General features: G+C 62.4%; 20 protein-coding genes. 8 read left to right on the forward strand and 12 right to left on the reverse strand.

The genetic code is table 11. From position 1 onward, the window contains the following. Window positions 1-152: 152 nt before the first annotated feature. Entirely contained in the window at window positions 153-557 is a 405-nt protein-coding gene (locus NKI85_RS17055; RefSeq protein ID WP_352525149.1) for a Fur family transcriptional regulator, read from the reverse strand. A gap of 211 nt (window positions 558-768) precedes the next feature. Here NKI85_RS17055 and NKI85_RS17060 point away from each other — a divergent pair, with 211 nt between their 5' ends. The 3 genes from NKI85_RS17060 (at window position 769) to NKI85_RS17070 (ending at window position 4,154) form a co-directional block, all read left to right on the forward strand. Beyond that, window positions 769-2,970 (forward strand): caspase family protein, encoded by a 2,202-nt coding sequence (locus NKI85_RS17060; RefSeq protein ID WP_352525147.1) that lies wholly within the window; start codon window positions 769-771, stop codon window positions 2,968-2,970. 102 nt (window positions 2,971-3,072) lie between these two features. Then, window positions 3,073-3,453, forward strand: a complete 381-nt coding sequence (locus tag NKI85_RS17065; protein ID WP_352525145.1) for a hypothetical protein — start codon at window positions 3,073-3,075, stop codon at window positions 3,451-3,453. Next, on the forward strand, window positions 3,450-4,154 hold the full coding sequence (locus NKI85_RS17070) for a DUF4760 domain-containing protein (RefSeq protein WP_352525144.1): 705 nt from the start codon (window positions 3,450-3,452) through the stop codon (window positions 4,152-4,154). The genes NKI85_RS17065 and NKI85_RS17070 overlap by 4 nt, the downstream gene beginning before the upstream one ends. Window positions 4,155-4,304: 150 nt before the next feature. Here the strand turns inward: NKI85_RS17070 and NKI85_RS17075 are convergent, their stop codons facing one another. Beyond that, window positions 4,305-5,387 (reverse strand): trypsin-like serine peptidase, encoded by a 1,083-nt coding sequence (locus tag NKI85_RS17075; protein WP_352525143.1) that lies wholly within the window; start codon window positions 5,385-5,387, stop codon window positions 4,305-4,307. 389 nt (window positions 5,388-5,776) lie between these two features. Here NKI85_RS17075 and NKI85_RS17080 point away from each other — a divergent pair, with 389 nt between their 5' ends. Then, window positions 5,777-6,871 carry a S1 family serine peptidase gene (locus NKI85_RS17080; protein WP_352777052.1) on the forward strand — a complete coding sequence of 365 codons (1,095 nt, stop codon included), beginning with the start codon at window positions 5,777-5,779 and terminating at the stop codon, window positions 6,869-6,871. Between the two features lie 69 nt (window positions 6,872-6,940). Here NKI85_RS17080 and NKI85_RS17085 read toward each other — a convergent pair whose 3' ends face one another. After that, window positions 6,941-7,291, reverse strand: a complete 351-nt coding sequence (locus tag NKI85_RS17085; RefSeq protein ID WP_352525141.1) for a hypothetical protein — start codon at window positions 7,289-7,291, stop codon at window positions 6,941-6,943. Between the two features lie 189 nt (window positions 7,292-7,480). On the opposite strand from NKI85_RS17085, the gene NKI85_RS17090 reads away from it, so the two are divergent. Both NKI85_RS17090 and NKI85_RS17095 read left to right on the forward strand, forming a co-directional pair. Beyond that, window positions 7,481-7,780 (forward strand): DUF2934 domain-containing protein, encoded by a 300-nt coding sequence (locus tag NKI85_RS17090; protein WP_352525140.1) that lies wholly within the window; start codon window positions 7,481-7,483, stop codon window positions 7,778-7,780. Between the two features lie 358 nt (window positions 7,781-8,138). Continuing rightward, entirely contained in the window at window positions 8,139-8,501 is a 363-nt protein-coding gene (locus NKI85_RS17095) for a hypothetical protein (protein ID WP_352777055.1), read from the forward strand. A 140-nt stretch (window positions 8,502-8,641) separates the two neighbouring features. Here the strand turns inward: NKI85_RS17095 and mgrA are convergent, their stop codons facing one another. The 7 genes from mgrA to NKI85_RS17130 all read right to left on the reverse strand — a co-directional run bounded on the left by mgrA (window position 8,642) and on the right by NKI85_RS17130 (window position 16,089). Then, window positions 8,642-9,688 (reverse strand): L-glyceraldehyde 3-phosphate reductase, encoded by a 1,047-nt coding sequence (mgrA, locus tag NKI85_RS17100; RefSeq protein WP_352525138.1) that lies wholly within the window; start codon window positions 9,686-9,688, stop codon window positions 8,642-8,644. A gap of 129 nt (window positions 9,689-9,817) precedes the next feature. Continuing rightward, window positions 9,818-10,966, reverse strand: coding sequence for a Gfo/Idh/MocA family protein (locus NKI85_RS17105; RefSeq protein WP_352525137.1), 1,149 nt, complete (start codon window positions 10,964-10,966; stop codon window positions 9,818-9,820). 12 nt (window positions 10,967-10,978) lie between these two features. After that, window positions 10,979-11,725 carry a sugar phosphate isomerase/epimerase family protein gene (locus tag NKI85_RS17110; protein ID WP_352525136.1) on the reverse strand — a complete coding sequence of 249 codons (747 nt, stop codon included), beginning with the start codon at window positions 11,723-11,725 and terminating at the stop codon, window positions 10,979-10,981. A gap of 88 nt (window positions 11,726-11,813) precedes the next feature. Continuing rightward, window positions 11,814-12,944 (reverse strand): ABC transporter ATP-binding protein, encoded by a 1,131-nt coding sequence (locus NKI85_RS17115; RefSeq protein ID WP_352525135.1) that lies wholly within the window; start codon window positions 12,942-12,944, stop codon window positions 11,814-11,816. 5 nt (window positions 12,945-12,949) lie between these two features. Next, window positions 12,950-13,879, reverse strand: coding sequence for a carbohydrate ABC transporter permease (locus tag NKI85_RS17120; protein ID WP_352525134.1), 930 nt, complete (start codon window positions 13,877-13,879; stop codon window positions 12,950-12,952). Next, entirely contained in the window at window positions 13,872-14,765 is an 894-nt protein-coding gene (locus tag NKI85_RS17125; RefSeq protein WP_352456791.1) for a carbohydrate ABC transporter permease, read from the reverse strand. Before NKI85_RS17125 ends, NKI85_RS17120 begins: the two co-directional genes overlap by 8 nt. A gap of 85 nt (window positions 14,766-14,850) precedes the next feature. Further along, window positions 14,851-16,089, reverse strand: a complete 1,239-nt coding sequence (locus NKI85_RS17130; protein WP_352525133.1) for an ABC transporter substrate-binding protein — start codon at window positions 16,087-16,089, stop codon at window positions 14,851-14,853. A gap of 47 nt (window positions 16,090-16,136) precedes the next feature. Here NKI85_RS17130 and NKI85_RS17135 point away from each other — a divergent pair, with 47 nt between their 5' ends. Further along, complete coding sequence (locus NKI85_RS17135; RefSeq protein ID WP_352525132.1) at window positions 16,137-16,349, forward strand: hypothetical protein; 213 nt, start codon at window positions 16,137-16,139, stop codon at window positions 16,347-16,349. 134 nt (window positions 16,350-16,483) lie between these two features. After that, window positions 16,484-17,539 carry a LacI family transcriptional regulator gene (locus NKI85_RS17140; RefSeq protein WP_352525131.1) on the forward strand — a complete coding sequence of 352 codons (1,056 nt, stop codon included), beginning with the start codon at window positions 16,484-16,486 and terminating at the stop codon, window positions 17,537-17,539. A 10-nt stretch (window positions 17,540-17,549) separates the two neighbouring features. Here NKI85_RS17140 and gnd read toward each other — a convergent pair whose 3' ends face one another. After that, entirely contained in the window at window positions 17,550-18,974 is a 1,425-nt protein-coding gene (gene gnd, locus NKI85_RS17145; protein WP_352525129.1) for an NADP-dependent phosphogluconate dehydrogenase, read from the reverse strand. Window positions 18,975-19,114: 140 nt separating this feature from the next. Continuing rightward, window positions 19,115-20,752 carry a copper resistance CopC/CopD family protein gene (locus NKI85_RS17150; protein ID WP_352525128.1) on the reverse strand — a complete coding sequence of 546 codons (1,638 nt, stop codon included), beginning with the start codon at window positions 20,750-20,752 and terminating at the stop codon, window positions 19,115-19,117. Window positions 20,753-20,770 lie beyond the last annotated feature (18 nt).

A 20,770-nucleotide genomic window follows, 5' to 3' on the forward strand; every position in this document is an offset into this window, starting at 1 on the left:
CCGGTCTATATGCCACGTCCGAATCGGAGCGCAGCGCCGTCAGAGCAGGACTCGCGGAGGCCGACCACGGCACTTTCGTAGATGAGGATACACTCTAGCGTCACCCGACAAGACGTAAAAGGCTCCCTTGCCTTGTCTCTGAGGCTCCGGCCTCAAGCCGCTTCGGCCAAACACTTCGCACAAGTCCCACGAAACTCGATCACCGCCTTTTTGGCGGCGAAGCCGGTCGAGCGCACCCATTCGTCGAGCCGGTGGCCGACATCGTGGTCGGAGAACTCGGTCACCTGGCCGCAGGCATCGCAGATGGCAAACGCTGTCATCGAATGGCTATGGTCGTGCGGCTCGGCACAGGCGACGAAGGAATTGAGGCTTTCGAGCCTGTGCACGAAGCCGGACTTCACCAGCGTGTCTAACGCCCGGTAGACCTGCAGCGGGGCGCGGAAACCGCGCTCGCGCAGCTGGTCGAGCAACGTATAGGCGCTGAGCGGCCCGCTGGCAGCCTCGAGTTTCTCGAGCACGCAAAGCTGGTTCTTCGTCAGTACATCCCTTGCCGCCATGATCCCGTTCCAAGCCGTTCCGTGCCGATGGCCGCTGTTGGGCATGCAATCAGGCCTCTTCCATCCAGATAGCGACGAACCGCCTTTTTTGCTACTGTTTCTATTCGCGGCCGGTGGTCGGCCGGGCAGCGGCGCGATATTCAAAATACTGACAAAATCCTCGGCCAGGCTGGCCGTGCTTGGAAATTCGATCGGGCTTGGGGAAGCAATCATGATCAAATTGACTCGGCGGACGCTGCTTGCCGGCACGTCCGCGCTGGCGGCCGCCGGCTTGCTTCCGTTCCGGGCATTCGCAGCGGCGCGCACCTACCACGCGCTGCTCGTTGCTTGCACCGATTATCCGAACCTGCCGCGGAAGAACTGGCTGATCGGACCGAAGAACGATGCCGGCCTGGTGCGCGATTTCCTTCTGAAGAACACGCCCGCGCCGGTGAAGTTCTCAGCCGAAAACGTCACGCTGCTCGCCAAGGATGTCGAGGGCGCCAACGGACCGCCGACACATGCGGCGATCAAGGCGGCACTCGCCGACCTTGCCGCCAAAGTCCAGCGCGACGATTTCGTCTACCTGCATTTGTCCGGTCATGGTGCGCAGCAGCCCGCGGCGAACAAGGGCGACGAGACCGACGGCCTCGACGAGATTTTCTTGCCGTCCGACATCGACAAATGGGTCAACCGCGAAAAGGGCGTGCCCAATGCGCTGGTCGACAACGAGATCGGCACCGCGCTCGACGCCATCCGCGACAAGGGCGCCTTTATCTGGGCCGTGTTCGACTGCTGCCATTCCGGCACGGCGACGCGCGCGGCCGAGGTCGACGACGAGCTGGAACGCAAGGTCGAGTTCGCCGATCTGGTCGGCGGCGACGACGCTGCCAGGGCGGCTGCGGTGAAAGCCTATGACGAGATTGCGTCCGCCACGTCGCGCGGCTTTGACGGGGACGGCCAGCGCAAGCCGGCCTTCAAGCTGACGCCGACCGGCGCCGAGCCGACCACCAAGGGTAAGTTGGTCGCCTTCTACGCGGCGCAGACGGTGGAGACGACACCTGAGATGCCACTGCCCAAGGGCACGGCCGATGCGCCTCGATTCGGCCTGTTCACCTTCACCATCCTGTCGAAATTGGCCGAGAACCCCAACATCACCTACCGCCAGCTCGGCCAGGCGGTGCTGCAGCAGTATTCGGCGGACGGCCGCAACCGGCCAACGCCGCTATTCGAGGGAGAACTCGACGCACGCGTGTTCGGCACCGACAAGACCGACGCGGTCATGCAGTGGCCGGTCGTCGTCAAGGACGATAACGCCACGATCGGCGCCGGACTGCTGCACCGCCTCACCCCCGGCAGCAAGCTTGCAATATTGCCCTCGGCGCTGTCGCCGCTGTCCGAAGCGCTTGGTTATCTCCAGGTGCAATCGGCGAAGAATCTGGAAAGCCGCGTCAAGCCGGTCGAGTTCGGCGGCAAGCCGGCGCTCAGGCTGGCCGACATCCCCGCCAATGCCTATGCGCGGCTTGCCGAGCTCGCCGTCGATTACAAGCTCGTGATCGCACGGCCGGCGGCGACCAAGGGCCTGGAGACGGAGGCCGCGCTCGCCAGTTCGGTCCTCGACGAACTGGCGGCCAGGGAGAACTCAGGTTTCCATATCGCACTGGTCGAGCCGGGCAAGGGCGCCGATCTGCGTCTCGCCGTGCTGCGCGAGAATGCCGTCGCCGGCGCTGCAGAAGATGCCACCGACGCGCCGGCACTGTGGTTTCTGCCGGCTTCGGGCGACATGACGCTCAAGGACGGCAGCAAGCCGCCGCTGATCGTCATTCATCCGGATGACCACGGAAAGTTGGTCGATGCCGCGGCCAAGAACCTGACGAAAATCTTTCGCGCCATCGGCCTGTCGAGGCTGGCCGCCGCTTCGGACTATCGGCCGGAAGAGGTCGACGTCGAGTTCCGGATCAAGCGCCTCGATAGTGACACGCTGCAGCCGATCGAGCCGTCGACGGTGCCGCGTGTTTCGCCCGATGATCAGGTGCATGTTTTGGCCAGGAACAGCTCGGCGAACCTGGTTGACATCAACGTGCTCTATGTCGGCTCTGATTATTCCATCCAGCATTTTCTCGCCGAGCGCCTAACCGAGGGAGCCGTCCTCGAGGAAGGCCTGTTCAAATTCACCGACACCAGCTTCGGCATGGAGCGGATGATCGCCGTCTTGACCCAAGCGCCGCCGCAGAGCGAGAAGCAGGATCTGAGCTTCCTGGCGCAAGAGGGCGTTGTCTCGGTAACGCGCGGACTGGGACAGCCAAGCTTCTCCGACATGCTGGCCGATATCGGCATGGCGCCGGCGACGCGGTCGGCCATGCGGCTTACCGACGACAAGGCATCGAAGGGCGCCGTGATGATCTTCCCGATGGAGACGGTGCCGCGCGCTTGAGGCGACATCAAGCGCCCGGCCAGGCCTCTTGCCTAGGCGGCTGACAATGAACATTCTTCGACCGCCGCTGTCGGCGGCCGAACGAAACGGATGAGGGCGTTCGTGAACAGGATCGTATTTTCGTGGCGCGCAACAACCGCCGGCTTTGTCGCCGGGCTGTTGCTGGCCGCCAATGCCTCGGCGGACGAGGCCTGCGGCCTCTGCGCCAAGGAGGTCGTCATCAACTCCGAGTTGGCGAGTTGCTTTCTCGACCAGTATGACCAAATCGCCAAAACCGGCAACACCGCCGTCGTGGTCGATCTCAGCAGCTGCGCCTCGCGCGGCGTGGTCGAGCCATTGCCGTCGCCGGGCAAGGCGCAGGTGGAGCCTGACGTGCAGTTCATCGTTTCGCGCGCGCAGCTGGATTGCCTGAAGAAGAAGCTTGAGACGCCGGGTATCGTGCTCGACCCGTCCGCCACCATAGAACTGGACAGCTGCGGATGACAAAAGCGGGGGGCATCGCAACACAGCAGGCAGTGTCAGCGCCGACATCGGAAAAGAAACCGGTGTCACTGCCGGAAACCGTCGAAGGCCTGCCGTGGGTGAGCAATCACGAGGTCAAGAAGGAGGCGAACCCGTTCACCGATCGCGACTGGCGCATGCTCGTCTATGCCTGGTCCGGATTGCTTGTACGCCTGGCGATCATCTTCACCTTGATCTTTTCGGTCTACCAGTTCCTGGCAAACCAGGAGCAGAAGCGCGTCGAGCAGACGATGTCGCTGGTCGAGCTCTGGGAAAGCAAGGACTACCAGCAGGCGCAACGGGCCCTCAAGCAACGCCTTGCAGCACTCAATGCCAAATACGGCAATCTGCTCAGCGCCAATCCGACGCCGACCGAGGAACAGGTGTTCAGGCAACGCATTGGTATCGAGGCGATGAGCGCAACTGGCGGCGACATGCCGCTTGCCGAGTTCAGCGACAATTTCGACCGCGTAGCCTACTTCCTCAACCGCCTTTCCTTCTGCGTCGAAGGCGGGCTGTGCTCGCGTGAGGTCGCCGACTCCTATTTCCGCGACTATGCCGCTTCCTTCTGGAGCTATTTTGCCGGCTATATCGACAAGGAGCGCAAGGCCGGTTCGCCGACTTTCGCCCTGCCGATCGAGAACTATGTCCGCCAGGCGCCACCCTCGGCCCAGTCCGAATAATCCCCGAAATGCGAAAGCCGGCGACGGAAATGCTCCGCCGCCGGCTTTGGTTTGGAGCATTTTGCAGCCAAGTGTGATCACAGTTGGCGTCGCAGAAATGCGGCTAAATAAATAGCCCGCCCCGACGATCGCGGCGGAAACTCGGCAGGCCTATTTGTACAGGCTGTTGATCCACTGGACGTTGATGGCGTTCAGACGCACGGCGGTATTGGCATCCGGGCTCTCGGCCACGTTCACGCCGGTGATGACGCGCTGCTTGGAGCCATTGTCATAGGCATAGACCGAGCTGCCGCTCGATCCTGGATAAGTGTCGCAGTCGTACTGGAAATACTCGGTGGCGATGTTTTCGGCGTGCACTTCGCAGGTCGCCTTCCACATCGTGCCCATCGGCTTGTCGCCGGGATAGCCGATGATGTTGGCAGTGAAATCGCCGAGATCCACGTAATTGGCATAGCCCAGCCAGCCGAGATTGGTGCCGACATCCTGCTTCAGGGTGACGATGCCGAGATCCCACGGCACGACCGAGCCGTAAAAGCCCTGATAATTGTCGATGAAGCCCTGGACGATATAGGCGCTTTCATAAGTGAAGGCGCCGAACGGCGCGTCGTCGGCTGTCTTCCCGTTGAGAGCCGGCACGAACAGGATATTGTCGAGCCAGGCCTTGTCTTCGTGACTGTAGAGGCAGTGCGCCGCGGTGAGTACCGTGCGCGGACCGATCAGCGTCGCCGAGCAGCTGCCATAGCTGCCGCTCTTCGATTTGCCTTCGAGGTAGCCGATCGCGGTGAACGGGTAGGTTTTGGTATTCTTGATCTGCTCGCGGTCGTCCCCCCCGAACACCTGGCGGCCGGCCTCTTCGCCTCCGCTTAGCCCGGAATTGTCGGACTTCTGCCCCTCGGCGGGCGCGTTCATTTCCTTGATGACAAGGTCCTTCAGCGTCTCGTTCGGGTCGATCTTGATGTCCTTGCCATCGGCGGAACGGCCGACGATGCCATAGGATTTGACCGCCGTTGCTTCGTCGGCGAGCGGCGCGGCGCGGTTGGCCTCGTCGTCGGTCAGTTTCGGCGGGGCGATCGGCTTCGCCCGGCCGGGCTTGTAATCGCCCGATGTCACGTCCCGCATGCTTTCGCCGTTGCCGGCATTGGCGGAACCTGGATCGGCAGCCAAGGCAGGAACCGCCCACATTGCGGTGGAAAGCAACGCGGACACAATAATGCTATGTGTCAGTTTTGTCATGGTGAGACGCTCCCAAAAGTCAGCAAGGACTGGATCAAGATATAGAAATATTGTCGAGATCGTGGTGGCGCCGAAAAATGAAATTGGTTGCCGGCGCCTTTACCGGGCCATTATTCAGTGCAGCCAGTTTAGGTCCCCGCCAAAAATGCCCGCAACGGTATACTGCCTAAAATACTCCAACATTGGCAACGACAAATTGCTTCCACATAGCTCGTGGGGGGCTATAGGATGTTGGGCGGGTTTGGCTCGACAGCACGATTAGCAGAAGTGGTACTCGGTTTGGTGACAGATCGTGCTTCGCCTTGGAGCATGACCTCACCGGCCGGTTCCATTTCAGTGGATTATGCGTCGAGGCTGATCTGTCGGAACATCGTCTCAGGGGGTTCGAGGTGAAGATCATCCATAGGTTCAGACCGATTGCTGCCGCCTCGCTGCTTGGCATCGCGGCGGCCTTGCCGGTCGTCAATTCCGTTCATGCCGATGACGCGGCCGCCCGGCCGGAGGCGGCGATCTCGCCGATGAAACGCGTGACCGAGTCCCGGGCAAAAGCCAAGGCGGAGAACCCCGACGGCGCCGATCGCGTCTACGGCGGCAAGCAGGCCGAGACGGGCGCTTACCCGTTCCAGGTGGCGTTGCTGACCACCGACAGACTGGACGAAAGCCCGGCCTCGCAGGCGAATGCGCAGTTCTGCGGCGGCAGCCTGATTGCGCCGCAATGGGTGCTGACGGCGGCACATTGCCTCAATGACAATGGCGAGCCGATTTCGCCTGATGTGGTCACCGTGCTCACCGGCGCCACCGATCTCAGCGAGGGCAAGCGTTACAAGGCGGTGGAGATCATCGTCAACGAAGGCTACAGCGAGCAGACGCTGGACAACGATCTCGGCCTGATCCGGCTGGCCGAGCCGGCCGATGCCCCGACCATCAAATTTGCCCGTGGGCCGACCCCCGACGCCGGTAAGACGACGGTCACCGGCTGGGGCAAGATGCAGGACGGAACATTTCCCACGGCGCTGATGGTCGCCGACCTGGACCTCCAGCCGAACGCAATCTGCAACAGCGGCATCATGGCGATTTATGCGCATGATTTGAAGGCTGCGCTCGGCGAGCTCGCCCGCCGCATGCGTTACTCGGAAAGAGGCATCGAGGCGGCCGCCAACGCAATTGCTGCTGATATGGCCGATCCGCTGACCGGCAACATGATCTGCGCCGGCACCGCCAGCGGCGAGCGCGACGCCTGCAATGGCGACAGCGGCGGACCGCTGTTCATGACCGGCGCCGACGGTCCGGTGCAGGTCGGTGTCGTCAGCTGGGGCGAAGGTCCGGCCGACGGCAGCGCCGCCTGCGGCCACAAGAACGCTTACGGCATCTACACGCGGCTGGCCAATTACATCGGCTGGATCGAGGACAAGATGAAGACGGCGGCTCCCGCACCGGCAGCGCCCAAAGCCCTCGGCACGGCTCAGAAGTCGGCCACGCCCTGACCGCGTTCGCCTGCTGAATGAACGGCGGGAGCAATCCCGCCGTTTCTGTCCGGAAACTTTAGGTTGGGACTAGAACCAGCGATCGCGGCGCTGGTCTGTGGCGGCCAAGGCGAGGCCCAGTAATGCCCCTAGGGCCACGCCGAGTATGAAGGCGGACGATACTGTGCCAGGATTCTCCTGGACAACCCCGGACACTGTCTGCGCCCTGTTGCGGAGGGCTTGTGCCGTCCGAGAGGCGCGCTCGGCAGCGTTGTCATACCAATCGCCGGCGTCCTCGATCGCCTCTTCCGCGCGTTCGGCCAAGGTCCGGTTGATCTTGTTGATCTCGCGCCTCAGCTGCGCGACCTGCTTCTCCAGGGCTTCCTGAGCTTCACGCTGAGTTATTTTCGGTGCTGCGGATTCGTTCGGTTCGTCGGCCATCGTTATCTCCTTTGCTCAGGTTCGGATCAACGGCCGGCCCGCTATCTAGGTTCCTCCGCAAAACGCGTCTGTCCGGTGTTTGTTCGATGAAAATCCGGGTTTGTCCCGGCTTGTGTGCGAAATCGGCGCGAGCGTCGGATCGTTCCGGCACTCCCGGCGTTGGTGAAAACCCACAAGGGAGGAACCGCCATGGATGACGATCGGCATGAAAAAATTCGGCAGCGAGCATATGAAATCTGGGTGCGCGAGGGCCGCCCGCACGGCGCCCATGAGCGTCATTGGCAGCAGGCGAAACATGAGCTTGACCTCGACGACGCGGACCGCGTTCCGGCTGGAACGATCGCCAGTTCCGACGTTCTGACGGTCGAGGCGCTGGCGATGCGCACCGGGATAACCGGTGATCAGGCGCAAGACCTGATCGACAGACTTGGCAACGATAGAGCGACGCTCGAGGAAGCCGCGCGGAGCCTCAAGGCAGCCGAAAGTTAGCCGCTGGCTGTCGAGGTCGAAGACGGCTGCCAACTGAAGTGGCAAATCTGACCCCGCGCACGCGAGTTGCCGGACCCTGTGCGCGCGGGACTGGTGAGGCAGGCGGCCGATTGGCCTTGGTCAAGCGCCCGGGCGCATCTGACGGATCAACTCGACGGCGTTGTGAATCTGAGACCGATGAAGGACCGGCTGCCATCGTCGACGGGCTGTTCGATTTGCTCGACACGGATGTCGCGGCTCAAAAAGGTGCACCGTCACCGTAATTAAATTTCACCAGTTACCGGGTGGACTGTACTGAATGATAGCGATCTTTGCCTTACTATGCTGTAGATCCATTCAATTCATTGAGGTTTCCGTAATGAGTAATAGGATATCATGGGTTGAGAATACCGAAGTAACTTTGATTAGAATCGGATTGTATTCGGTTGTGATTGAAGCTTTATCCTTAGACATGGGCGATAGGATATCGACAGATATAAATAGAGATTTTAAAGTCTATATTTCAGATGAGCTCTCAAATTACGATGTCGTAAAACACAAAGGATCACTTCCAATTCTTTGGAAAATAGGTATGAGCATAGTTCCCGTAAAATTCGATCAAGACGCCCTCGAAATAGAGCTCAACGACGGCGGACGCATCTCTGTCGAACTAGAAATTGGAAAATTGGAGCAAGTTAGCTTTCGTCGCACAAAGCCAGATACACTCGAACACCTTCCCTGAAGCCTGGCAGGAATTACGAGGAATTACGGTGACAGTGCACTCTTTACTATGTTCGCCCGGCTGTCGTTGTGTAGATTGACCGCGTGGCTCACCATGCTCGCATCGTCGTTCCCGGTCTGAGCCGTGGATGCCGCAGTCGCCTACTTCCTTGGCGGACCCTTGCGCTCGGCCGACGCCGCCCAGAGATTGATATCCGACTCGCGTGCAAAGGTGTCGATCTCGGCGAGCTCGGCATCGCTGAAGTCGAGCGCCTTCAGCGCGCTGACGCAATCCTCGACCTGTTCCGGCCGGCTGGCGCCGATCAGCGCCGACGTCACCCTGCCCCTGCGCAGCACCCAGGCCAGCGCCATCTGCGCCAGCGTCTGGCCGCGGCGACGGGCGATCACGTTCAGCGCCTCGATATTGGCGATGGATTTGTCGTTGATGAAGGCCGGGCGCAGCGACTTGCCCTGGCTGGCGCGGCTGCCGTCGGGGATGCCGCCGAGATATTTGTCGGTCAGCATGCCTTGCGCCAGCGGTGAGAACACGATCGAACCGACGCCAAGCCCCTCAAGCGTATCGAGCAGGCCGTCATCCTCGACCCAGCGATTGAGCATCGAATAGCTCGGCTGATGGATCACGCAAGGCGTGCCGAGCTGTTTCAATATGTCGGCGGCCTCGCGTGTGCGCTGCGAATTGTAGGAGGAAATGCCGGCATAAAGCGCCTTGCCCGAGCGCACCGCGTGATCGAGCGCACCCATCGTCTCTTCCAGAGGTGTTTCGGGGTCGAAGCGGTGCGAATAGAAGATGTCGACATAGTCGAGCCCCATCCGCTTCAGGCTCTGGTCGAGGCTGGCCAGCACATATTTGCGCCCGCCCCACTCGCCATAAGGTCCTGCCCACATTTCGTAGCCGGCCTTGGTCGAGATGATCAGCTCGTCGCGATAGCCGGCAAAGTCCGTCCGCAGGATCTCGCCGAAAGCCCGCTCCGCCGAGCCGGGCGGCGGGCCGTAATTGTTGGCGAGGTCGAAATGCGTGACGCCGAGGTCGAAGGCCTTGCGGGTGATCGCCTGCTTGGTTCTATGCGGTGTGTCGTCGCCGAAATTGTGCCAGAGCCCAAGCGAGATCGCCGGCAGCTTCAGGCCGGACCGCCCGCAGCGATTGTAGATCATCTTTTCGTAGCGGTTTTCGGCGGGGACATAGGGCATGGGAAATCCTCAGATTGAAGCGAGTTCGACAATTGCCGCCGCGAAAACGGGTGAGTCGGCTCCGCCCCTCACCCCTTACCCTCGCCCCGTAAGAACGGGGAGGGGGCCGCGATCCCTTGAGTGCGCCGCCTACTTCGTTTTCTTCTTCGCCAGCAGCTCTTTCGCCGCCTTGACGCCGAGCGCTTCAGGCCGCTCGCAGCTGGTCTGCATGGCAACGAACTTTCCGGTCTCGCCCGAACGCAACAGGCCGGTCATGACGTCGACGGCATGCAGCGCCAGTTCCATCGAGCAGCGGTGCGGCCGGCCTTCGGTAATCGCGATCGCGATGTCGGCCAGACCGGCGGTGCGGTAGTTGGCCATCATGCCTTGCGAGTGCATCTCGTTGGGCACGCCGAACGGGTGCCGCCATTTCGGCAGCTTCTTCACCGGCTTGGCGGCTTCGGTGTAGCGCACCTCGCCGCCGAAGAAGTTCGGATCCGGCACGAACACCGTGCCCGCCTCGCCATAGAGCTCCATCGGCGCGTGGCCGTGGCTCCAGACGTCCCAACTGGTATTGAGCGTCACCACGGCGCCGTTCTCGAACTCCAACACCCCGTGGATCGTCGTCGGCGTGGAGACCGGGATCTTTTCGCCGACGCGCGGCTTCGAGCTGATGATGCGTTCCGTCATCGGGATCGAAGCGAAGGCGGCGACCTGCTTCACCGGCCCGATCAGCTGGATCAGATTGGTGATATAATAGGGTCCGATGTCGAGCACCGGGCCGGCGCCTGGCTGGAAGAAGAAGTCCGGATTGGGGTGCCAATGCTCCATCCCATGGCTCATCACATGACAGGTGCCGCTGGTGATCCTGCCGAGCCTGCCGGTGTCGATCAGGTCGCGGACAAGCTGGTGTGCGCCGCCAAGGAACGTATCGGGCGCCGAACCGATGCGAAGCCCCTTGTTTTCCGCCCGCTTCTTCAGGTCGAGCCCTTCCTTGACCGACAGTACGAACGGCTTCTCCGAATAGACGTGCTTGCCGGCGTCGAGGATCTGCTTCGACACCTCGTAATGCACCGCCGGAATGGTCAGGTTGACGATGATGTCGATATCGTCCGCCTTGAGCAGCCCCTCGACGGTCTCGGCGCGCAGCTTGAACTCCTTTGCCCGCGCTTTCGCCGCTTCCATGTTGATATCGGCGCAGGCGCGCATCTCGATGCCGCGAAATAGCGGCGCCAGTGAAAAATACGCCTTCGAGATGTTGCCGCAGCCGATGACGCCAATCCCAAGTTTTGTTGCCATGCTGGTGTGCTCCTAATAGGTCTTGGCGGCTGCGATCGAGCGGCGGGCAAAGCGCTCGATGTCGTTGGGGTTGTCCTGTTCCATGACGTAGTATTTTGCCGCACTTTTGGCGCGCAGCGCCTTGATCAGGCCGGGCCAGTCGATGGTGCCGTGGCCGACGTCGGACCAGCCGTCCTCGTCGAGGCCCTCGCCCGGCTTGGCCATGTCCTTGACATGGGCGGCGACGATGCGCTTGCCGTGCTTTTCGATCCAGGGCAGCGGGTCGACGCCGCCGCGCACCACCCAGGCGACGTCCATCTCCCAGCCGATATCGGGCGCCGAAGACAGGATATGGTCCTGCGGCACCGAGCCGTCGGCAAGCGCCTTGAACTCGAAATCATGGTTGTGCCAGGCAAAACCATAGCCGGCTTTCTCAGCCGTCTCGCCGACCTTGGCCAGCCGTTCACCGAAGCCGCGCCAGCCGGCCGCGTCGGCCGGCCTGAACTCGGCGTTCAGGAAGGGGCAGATGAGCAGCGTGATGCCGAGCGCATCGGCCGTTCTGCGCACGCCGTCGAAATCCTTCTCGAGTGCGTCGATCGAGAAATGCCCGGTCGGCATGGCGAGCCCGTTCTTGTCGAGCTCGGCACGGAAGGCCTTGGGATCGTCATAGACGCCGCCGAACCCTTCGACTTGGCTGTAACCAAGCTCGCCCAGCATTTTGAGCACGCCCTCCCAGGGCTGGAAATTGCGGGCGCTGTAAAGTTGGAATGACCAGTTCATCGTGTCTGTCCGTTTTCTTGGGAGGGTTAGTCTTGGGGGAGGGTTAAGTCTTGGGCGAGGGATGGATGTTGGACGGTTAAATCATGATCTAGAGGCGGCTGCCGGTTGCGGCGTCGAACAGCGAGGCGCGCATCGGGTCAAATCCGATGCCCACCGCCTCGGCGTTCTTCGGCGTGCGTTCCGATGTCACGCGTACAGTGAAATTCTGGCCGCCGAGCTTCAGCCACACCAGCGTGTCGGAACCCATGGGCTCGACGACCTCGACATTTGCCGTGGCTGCGAACGGCCATCCCGCCCCGCTGTTGAACGCGACATGCTCGGGGCGGATGCCGAACACGGCCGGGCCCGGCACCGGGTCCTTCTCGAAAGCATAGGTGGCAAGCGGGATCCGCACATCCTCGACGACAAAGTGCCAGTCGCCTTCCGCCTGCTCCAGCCTGCCGTCGAGAAAGTTCATCGCCGGCGAGCCGAGGAAGCCGGCGACAAACCGGTTGACCGGCCGGTTATAGATCGTCTGCGGCGCATCGAGCTGCTGGATCACGCCGCCCTTCATCACCGCGATGCGGTCGGCCAGCGTCATCGCCTCGATCTGGTCGTGGGTGACGTAGATCATGGTGTTTTCCAGCTTGCGATGCAGCAGCTTTATCTCAACGCGCAATTCCGCGCGTAGCTTGGCGTCGAGATTGGAGAGCGGCTCGTCGAACAGAAAGACATCGACGTCGCGGACAAGTGCGCGCCCGATCGCCACGCGCTGGCGCTGGCCGCCGGACAGAGCCGCGGGCTTGCGATGCAAAAGCGGCTCGATCTGCAGGATCTCGGCGGCCCGGGCGATGCGCTTGGCGATCTCGTCCTTGGCGAGGCCGGCAACGCGCAGCCCAAACGACAGGTTTTTCTCCACCGTCATCTGCGGATAGAGCGCATAGGACTGGAACACCATGCCGATGCCGCGGTCCTTGGGCTCTTCCCAGGTGACGTTCTTGCCCTTGATGAAGATGCGGCCTTCGGAAACGTCGAGCAGCCCGGCAATGCAGTTGAGCAAGGTCGACTTGCCGCAGCCGGACGGGCCGAGCAGCACGATGAACTCGCCTTCGGCGACATCGAGATTGAGCGTCTGCAGCACCGATACCGCGCCGAAATTCAGCGACAGGTTCTGGATCGAGACGCTGGTGCCGTTTGCCCCCCTGCTGCCGTTTACCTCAACGCTGCGGTTTGCGGTCATCGCCATCATCCTTTCACCGCGCCGGCGGCGATGCCGCGCACAAACAATTTTCCGGACAGGAAATAGACGATCAGCGGCACGAGGCCGGTCAGGATGGTGGCTGCCATGTTGACGTTGTATTCCTTCACGCCTTGCACCGAGTTGACGATGTTGTTGAGCTGCACCGTCATCGGATAGGTGTCGGGGCGGGTGTAGACGACGCCGAACAGGAAATCGTTCCAGATGCCGGTCACCTGCAGGATGATGGCGACAACGAAGATCGGCAGCGACATCGGCAGCATGATGCGGAAATAGATGCCCCAGAAGCCGGCGCCGTCGACGCGCGCTGCCCGGAACAGCTCCTCCGGCATGGAAGAGAAGTAGTTGCGGAACAAAAGTGTGAGGATCGGCATGCCGAAGATGGAATGGACGATCACTAGGCCGCTGAGGCTGCCATAGAGGCCGATCTCGCGCAGGATGATGACGATCGGATAGATCATCACCTGGTAGGGGATGAAGGCGCCGACGATCAGGATGATGAAGAAGGTGTCGGCCCCTTTGAAGCGCCAGTTGGCAAGCGCATAGCCGTTCACGGAGGCGAGCGCGATCGACAGGATCACCGACGGAATGGTGATGCGCACGGAATTCCAGAAGCCGCGCGACAGCCCGTCGCAATTGAGCCCGGTGCAGGCGCTCGACCAGGCCTTGACCCAGGGCTCGAAGGTGATCTCCATCGGCGGCGAGAAGATGTTGCCGAGGCGTATCTCGGGCATGCCTTTGAGCGATGTCACCACCATCACGTAGAGCGGCAAAAGATAGTAGAGCGCCACCACGATGAGCGTGCCGTAGAGGAAGATGTTGCGGCGCGAGAACATATGCCGCGGCTTCGGCCCGCTCGGCCCGTACGCTTCGAGCGTGCCGGGGCCGGCCGGCAAGGAAACGGTATGGTCAGACACGCTTCTTGCCTCCAAACTCGAGATAGGCCCACGGCACGATGACGATGATCACCGACAGCAGCATCATGGTCGACGCGGCGAACCCCTGACCGAGGTTCTGGGCGAAGAACATGTAGTCATAGACATATTTGGCCGGGACTTCGGAGGCGATGCCGGGCCCGCCGCTGGTCTGGGCGACAACCAGGTCATAGATCTTGACGATACCGGCAGCGATGATGACGAGCGTGGTGATGAAGACCGGCCGCATCATCGGTATGATGATGAACAGATAGGTCTTCCAGGTTGGTATCCCGTCGACCCGCGCTGCCTTCCAGATATCCTCGTCGATCCCGCGCAGGCCGGCCAGCATCAGGCACATGATGAGTCCGGTGCCCTGCCAGAGAGCGGCGATCAATATGCCGTAGATGACGATGCTGGAATCATAGAGCGGATTGAAGCTGAAGCTCTCCCAGCCGAGGCTGCGCACCACTCCCTGGATCCCGAATTCGGGGTTGAGCAGCCACTGCCAGACAAGGCCGGTGACAATGAAGGAGAGGGCGAAGGGATAGAGGAAGATGGTCCGGAACGTGTCCTCGAACCGGATCTTCTGGTCGAGCAGGGCGGCAAGCAGGAAGCCGATCACCAGCGAGAACAGCAGCGACAGCACGCCGTAGATCAGCAGGTTCTCGATCGAGACCAGCCAGCGCGGCACCGACCACAGCCGGTAGTACTGGTCGAGCCCGACGAAATTCAGCCGCGGCAGGAGCTTCGAACTGGTGAAGGAATAAAGCACCGTCCACGCGCTGCCGCCGACAAAGATCACCAGCGCGGTAAGGATCATTGGGATCGAGGCGATCTTCGCATTGAGGTTGCGAAAGAGTTGGCTAGGGCGTTCGCTCTTGCTCATCTGCACAGCCGCGCTGGATCGGGTAAGGGCGGTACGCTCCCGACCCTGCGCTCGCAGGGGCGGGAGTGAGGGCAGTTGTCGATCGTCAATCGGCCGAACCGACGATGGCGGCGAAGCGCTTCTGCGCATCTTCCACGGTCATGTCCTGCTTGGCGAAGAACTCGGAGAAAAGATCCTCCTTCTGCTTCTGCGTATCCTGCGAAAGCAGCTGGTCCGTCCAAGGCATGACGTTGCCCTTGGCGAGGATTTCGAGCCCCTTCTTCATGCAGTCGTTCGCCGCCTTGAGGTCGACGTCGCCGCGCACCGGCAGCGAGCCCTTCTTGAGATTGAAGGCGACCTGTGTCTTGGGATCGAGCAGCGTGTGGGCCAGCACTTCCTGCGCCTTCGATTTTTCGGGGTCCTTCAGCAGCGGGAAGTAGAAAGCGTCGCCGCCGGTGGCGATGACCTCGTTGAGACCAAGGCCCGGAAGGCAAGTATAGTCCTTGCCGGCGGTCTGGCCGGCAACCTGGAACTCGCCCTGCGCCCAGTCACCCATGATCTGGCCGCCGGCCTTGCCGGTGATGACCAGATTGGTGGCCTGGTTCCAGTCCTGCACATTGGTGTTCTTCGCCATCTTGCGGGCGTCGTCCGCCGCCTTGAAGACCTTGGCGACCTCGGGCCCGGCGGCGAATTCCGCGTCCTTGTCCTTGTAGACCTTGAGGAACGCGTCGGTGCCGCCGACCGCCGCAAGCAGCACGTCGAAAGCGCCGGAGGCTTGCCAGGGCTGGCCGCCGACCGCGAGCGGCTGGATGCCTGCTTTTTCCAGCGCGGGCGCGGCAGCGACATATTCATTCCAGTTCTTCGGCACCGGCACGCCGGCTTTTTCGAAGGCGGCGTTCGACAGCCACAGCCACTGCCAGGAATGGATATTGACCGGCACGCAATAGATCTTGCCGTCGAGGGTACAGCCGTCGAGCAGGCTCTTCGGCTGCACGATTTCCGTCCACTTCTCCTTGGTGGCGAGATCGGTGAGGTCGCGCATCAGCCCGGCCTGCACCAATTCTTCCGCCTGCCGGCCGTGATTGAACTGGGTCGCGCCCATAGGGTCGCCGCCGGTGATGCGGCTGATCATGATCGGCCGCGCCGTGCCGCCGGAGCCGGCGATAGCGCCATCCACCCAATGATTGCCAGTCGCGTCGAAAGCCTTGGCGAGTTCGGCAACCGCCGCCGCTTCACCGCCCGAAGTCCACCAATGGGTGACTTCCAGATCCGTCGCGGCCGCCGGGCCGGCGAACTGCAGCGCGGCCGTCGCTGCCAGCGCAGCAGTCATGAGTTGGTATCGCATTTCGTTCCTCCCAGAATCTGAAACGTTACAGATTTTGGATACGGCAATTGCTTCAGACGCGCAACCCCTCGGGCAAAGGCGCCATCACATTTTTTCGAAACACGAATAAAATCAATCAGCTCGCCAGCCTACCGCAACGCAACAAGAGAGGTTGCATCGCGAAAGTAAATGCTGCGGCGCCCAAAAACGAGAAAAGCCCGTTCCAGTCGCTCTTTCTGCGCCGATTGAAGTATCGCTCATTTTGCGCCTGTCACCAGTGATAAGGCGATGGCAGTGACAATCTGTAACGTTTCAGTATATAGCGGTCTCATTCGGTGAAGGCCCGCGGCGTACCCGCGGCCCGCCGATTGCCGGCCTGCCCGGCAACTGCTATGCGCCTGACGGGGCGGGACGAATGAACAGGCATCAAAAAGAGAAGGCCGACGAGGCGTCGGGCCAGGGCCGGCCGACACTGAAGACGCTCGCCTTCATGACCGGGCTGGGCGTCACCACCGTGTCGCGCGCGTTAAAGGACGCGCCTGAGATCGGCGCCGAGACCAAGCGGCGCGTCCAGCTTGTCGCCAAGCAGATCGGTTATCGGCCCAACCGCGCCGGCGTGCGCCTGCGGACCGGCAAGACCAATGTCATCAGCCTGGTGCTCAACACCGAGCACGAGATCATGAGCTTTGTCTCGGATATCATCTACGGAGTTTCGGAAGTCATCGCCGATACGCCCTATCATTTGATCGTGACGCCCTATTCGCGCTCGCAGGATCCGCTGGACCCGATCCGTTATCTCGTGGAAACCGGTTCAGCCGACGGCGTCATCATTTCGCGCACGCAGCCGAACGACCCGAGGGCCCGCTATATGCTGGAGCGCGGCATTCCCTTTGCCACGCACGGCCGCACCGATATGGGGCTGATCCACCCCTACCATGATTTCGACAATTACGCTTTCGCGGCCGAGGCAGTGCGCCATCTGGCCGGCATCGGCCGCCGCCGGCTGGCTCTGCTGGCGCCGCCCGTCGAGCTGACTTATCACGGCCACATGCTCGCCGGCTTTGCCGATGCGCTGAGCGAGGTCGGCGCCAGCGAAATCCCGTTCAACACCGTTTCGATCGATCATTCGATCGAGCAGATCAGAATGCGGACCGCGCAGCTGATGCGCCGCGAAAACCGTCCGGATGGTTTCATCAGCAGCGCCGCCGCCGCGACGCTCGCCATCGTCGCCGGCATCGAAGATGCCGGCCTTAAGCTTGGCCGCGATGTCGATGTGGTATCCAAGCAGTCGTCGGAGCTTCTGCATCTGTTTCGCAGCGAATTGCTGGTCGTCAACGAGAACTTCCGGCTGGCCGGCGCCGAGCTCGCCCGCTCGGTGCTGGGCTGGATCGGCGGCGCCGCACCCGGCTCCCTGCAAAGCCTGAGCGTGCCGGGCGAAGTGCAGGCCTATCGCCGCCCGGCGTCCACTTAAGCGGCGTCGGTCAACCCGCCGCGCCGCTTCCCCACGGGCCATGGAAAGCGCCTTGCCCGTCGATGCGCTCGAAGCCATGCGCACCGAAGAAATCGCGCTGCGCCTGGATCAGGTTCGAAGTGCCGCGGCCCTGCCGGTAACTGTCGAAATAGGCAAGCGCCGATGACAGGGCCGGCACCGGCGAGCCGGCTTCGGCTGCCCTTGCCACGACACGGCGAAGCGACGGATGTGCCTCCTGCATCAATGAAACGAAAGCCGGCGCCATCAACAGGTTGGTGGCTGCGCCGCCGGCGCCGAAGGCCTCCGCCATCGTATCCAGCAATTGCGAGCGGATGATGCAGCCGGCCCGCCAGATCTTGGCGATGACCGGCATCGGCAGGTTCCAGTTGAATTCCTTCGACGCGCCGCTCATCACCGCGAAGCCTTGCGCGTAGGCGGCGATCTTGCCGGCAAACAGCGCCAGCTCGAGATCGCCGAGCAGTGCGTCCCTGTCTCCGGAAATCTTGCTCACGCCGCCGCCATAGACCTTTCCGGCGGCAAGCCGCTCGTCCTTGATCGACGACAGCACGCGCGCCGCCACCGCCGCCTCGATCGCGGTGGCCGGGATGCCGAGCTGCTGCGCCTCGATCACCGACCATTTGCCGGTGCCTTTCTGGCCGGCGCGGTCGAGGATGATGTCGACGACCGGCTTGCCGGTCTTGGGATCGTCGGCGGCCAGCACCTTGGCAGTGATCTCGATCAAATACGAGTTAAGCCGACCGGTGTTCCACTGGGAAAACACCTCAGCGATCTCTTTCGGCCCCATGCCGAGCCCGTCGCGCAATATGCCGTAGATCTCGGCGATCATCTGCATGTCGGCATATTCGATGCCGTTGTGAATGGTCTTGACGAAGTGCCCGGCGCCGTCGGTGCCGAGCCACGCCGCGCAAGGCTCGCCCTTGAACTTGGCCGAGATTGCGGTCAGCACCTTTTCGACGCGCTTCCAGGACTCTTCGGTGCCGCCGACCATGATCGAGGGACCGTGGCGTGCGCCCTCCTCGCCACCGGACACGCCCATGCCGATGAAGGTCAGGCCGGAGCTGGAAAGCTCGGAAAAGCGCCGCATCGTATCGCGGAAATTGGCATTGCCGGCGTCGATGACGATGTCGTTGGCCGACAGCACCCCGCGCAATGCCGTGATCTGCTCGTCGACCGGTTTGCCGGCCAGCACCATGATGATGATCGGCCGCGGCGGCCGGATCGCGGAGGCCAGTTCCTCGAGGCTATAGCAGGGCACCACCATATCCCTGAGCGCGCCGGCATTTTCGACAAAGGCATCGGTGCGCGCCGCGGTGCGGTTGAAGACTGCGATGCGGTGCCCCTTCTCGGCGATATTGAGCGCCAGGTTGGAGCCCATCGTGCCAAGGCCGATCAGGCCGATTTCGGCTTTTTCCATTGTTTCTTCCCTGCTTTCGGATCTTGTTGGTTTGAGCCCGCGATTGGGTTGGATGCCCATTCTTGATGACGATGATTGACGGGCCTTCAAGGCCGCGTCAACCGCCTCGCCGAATTGTGTTGCAGACCACCAGCTTGTCCTCACGGCCTGATGTCGATCGGTGCCTCGATCTTCACCATCTCGAAATCCGAGACCAGGATATCGAGCCGCGCCGTCCACCGGCCGGGGACCGGGATGACAAGATCGTCGACGCGCCAGGTGCCGTCGCCGGGCTTTGTTGCCGGGCGCTTTATCGGCTCGATGCCGGAATCGGGCTTTGACAGCACCAGCGTCACCTGCTTGGCGTCGAGCGGGCCGAAATCGCCGGTCATGATGAAGATCGAAGCGGCAACAGGCCCGGCGTGGCCGGGCGCAATGCTGAGGTCGGCCATCGCTTGCAGCGTGTGGATATGGACCGATGCCGGCTGTGCGGCGGCGATCGCCAGCGCGCGCGGCGGTGGCGTGAAGCGCCAGCCGGCGGCAACGCCAAAGATCACCACCACGATCAGCGCTTCGATGCCGATCGAGCGGGCCAGCCGCCTCTGGACCTCCGTATTTCCCGCCTCGGCCGGGGCCGTTAGCTTAAAGCGGTTGACGGCGGCGAGCGTGAACAGAAAGACAAGCAGCACCAGCTTGATCAGCAGCAGCCGGCCATAAACGGTATGGACCAGCGCCGATGGCGTTTGCACCTGGATGACGGCGAGCACGATGCCGGCTGCCGCAAGCACGGCCACGACGAACAGGATCGCTCGCGAAAACCGGCGCAGCAACGGCCCGGCTTTGGCCGGCTGCCGTTTCAAGGCAAGACCGAGCGGTGCCAGCGCCCCGGCCCAGACAGCGATCGCTGCGCCGTGCAGAAACACCATCGGCCTGGTCAGCCACTGCGGCTCGGCAGCACTGGCATGCCCGCTGGCGGCAAGTGCTGCGCCAACACCAACCAGCCCGGCCAAGGCGAGCGGCTTTGCGTCGGCGGGCGGCACAACCAGCGACAATAGGCTAAGGCCGAGCGCCATCAGCGCGATCAGCACCGTCCAGCCAAAGCTGGTCCCGAGCGCGGTCTGCCAGATGACCGGCTGCGCCAGCCGGGCCAGCGGCGCACCGAGTGCATCCAGGCCCTGGAAGCCGAGCGACAAGGGTCCCGCGACCAGCCCGCACAGGATTGCCGCGGCGATCAGGCGCTGGCCGGATCGCCCGCCTTGTGCCAGCCAGGCCAACGCAAAGGCACCGCCAACGCCGAAAAGGAGGCCGATATAGAGAAAGACCTTGCCGATCCAGATCGCCGTACGAAGCCCCCGGTCGACGGCTTCGGCGACAGCCGGCGCAGCACTCGGCGTGCCGATCGAAAACAGCACCGAGCCGCCGACCGGATGGCCGTCGGCGGAAATCACCCGCCAGCTCAGCACATGCGTGCCGGATGTCAGCGCCTGCGGATTGTCGATCTCGACGGTCTGGCCGCTGAGCCGGAAAGAGGTCAGCGGGACCGGCGTGCCGTCGGGCCGCACCAGCGTCAGCACCAACGGCGAAACCGGCTCGGTGAAGGTCAGCGACAATTGCGACGGGCTCTGCGCCAGCACCGCAGCGTCAGCCGGCTCGGCCTTGATCAGCGCCGCGTGGGCGAAGGCGGGGTTCGGCGCGGCAATTGCGGCGAGCAGCATGATGGCGGCAAGCAGGCCAACGGCAAGCCGGCCGGTATAATTACCGGCGATACAGGCTCGTCGCAGGAAGGATGCCGCGCTCATCTCATGGCCAAAAGCAGC

Source organism: Mesorhizobium sp. M0571 (assembly GCF_040320985.1).
Lineage (GTDB): Bacteria > Pseudomonadota > Alphaproteobacteria > Rhizobiales > Rhizobiaceae > Mesorhizobium.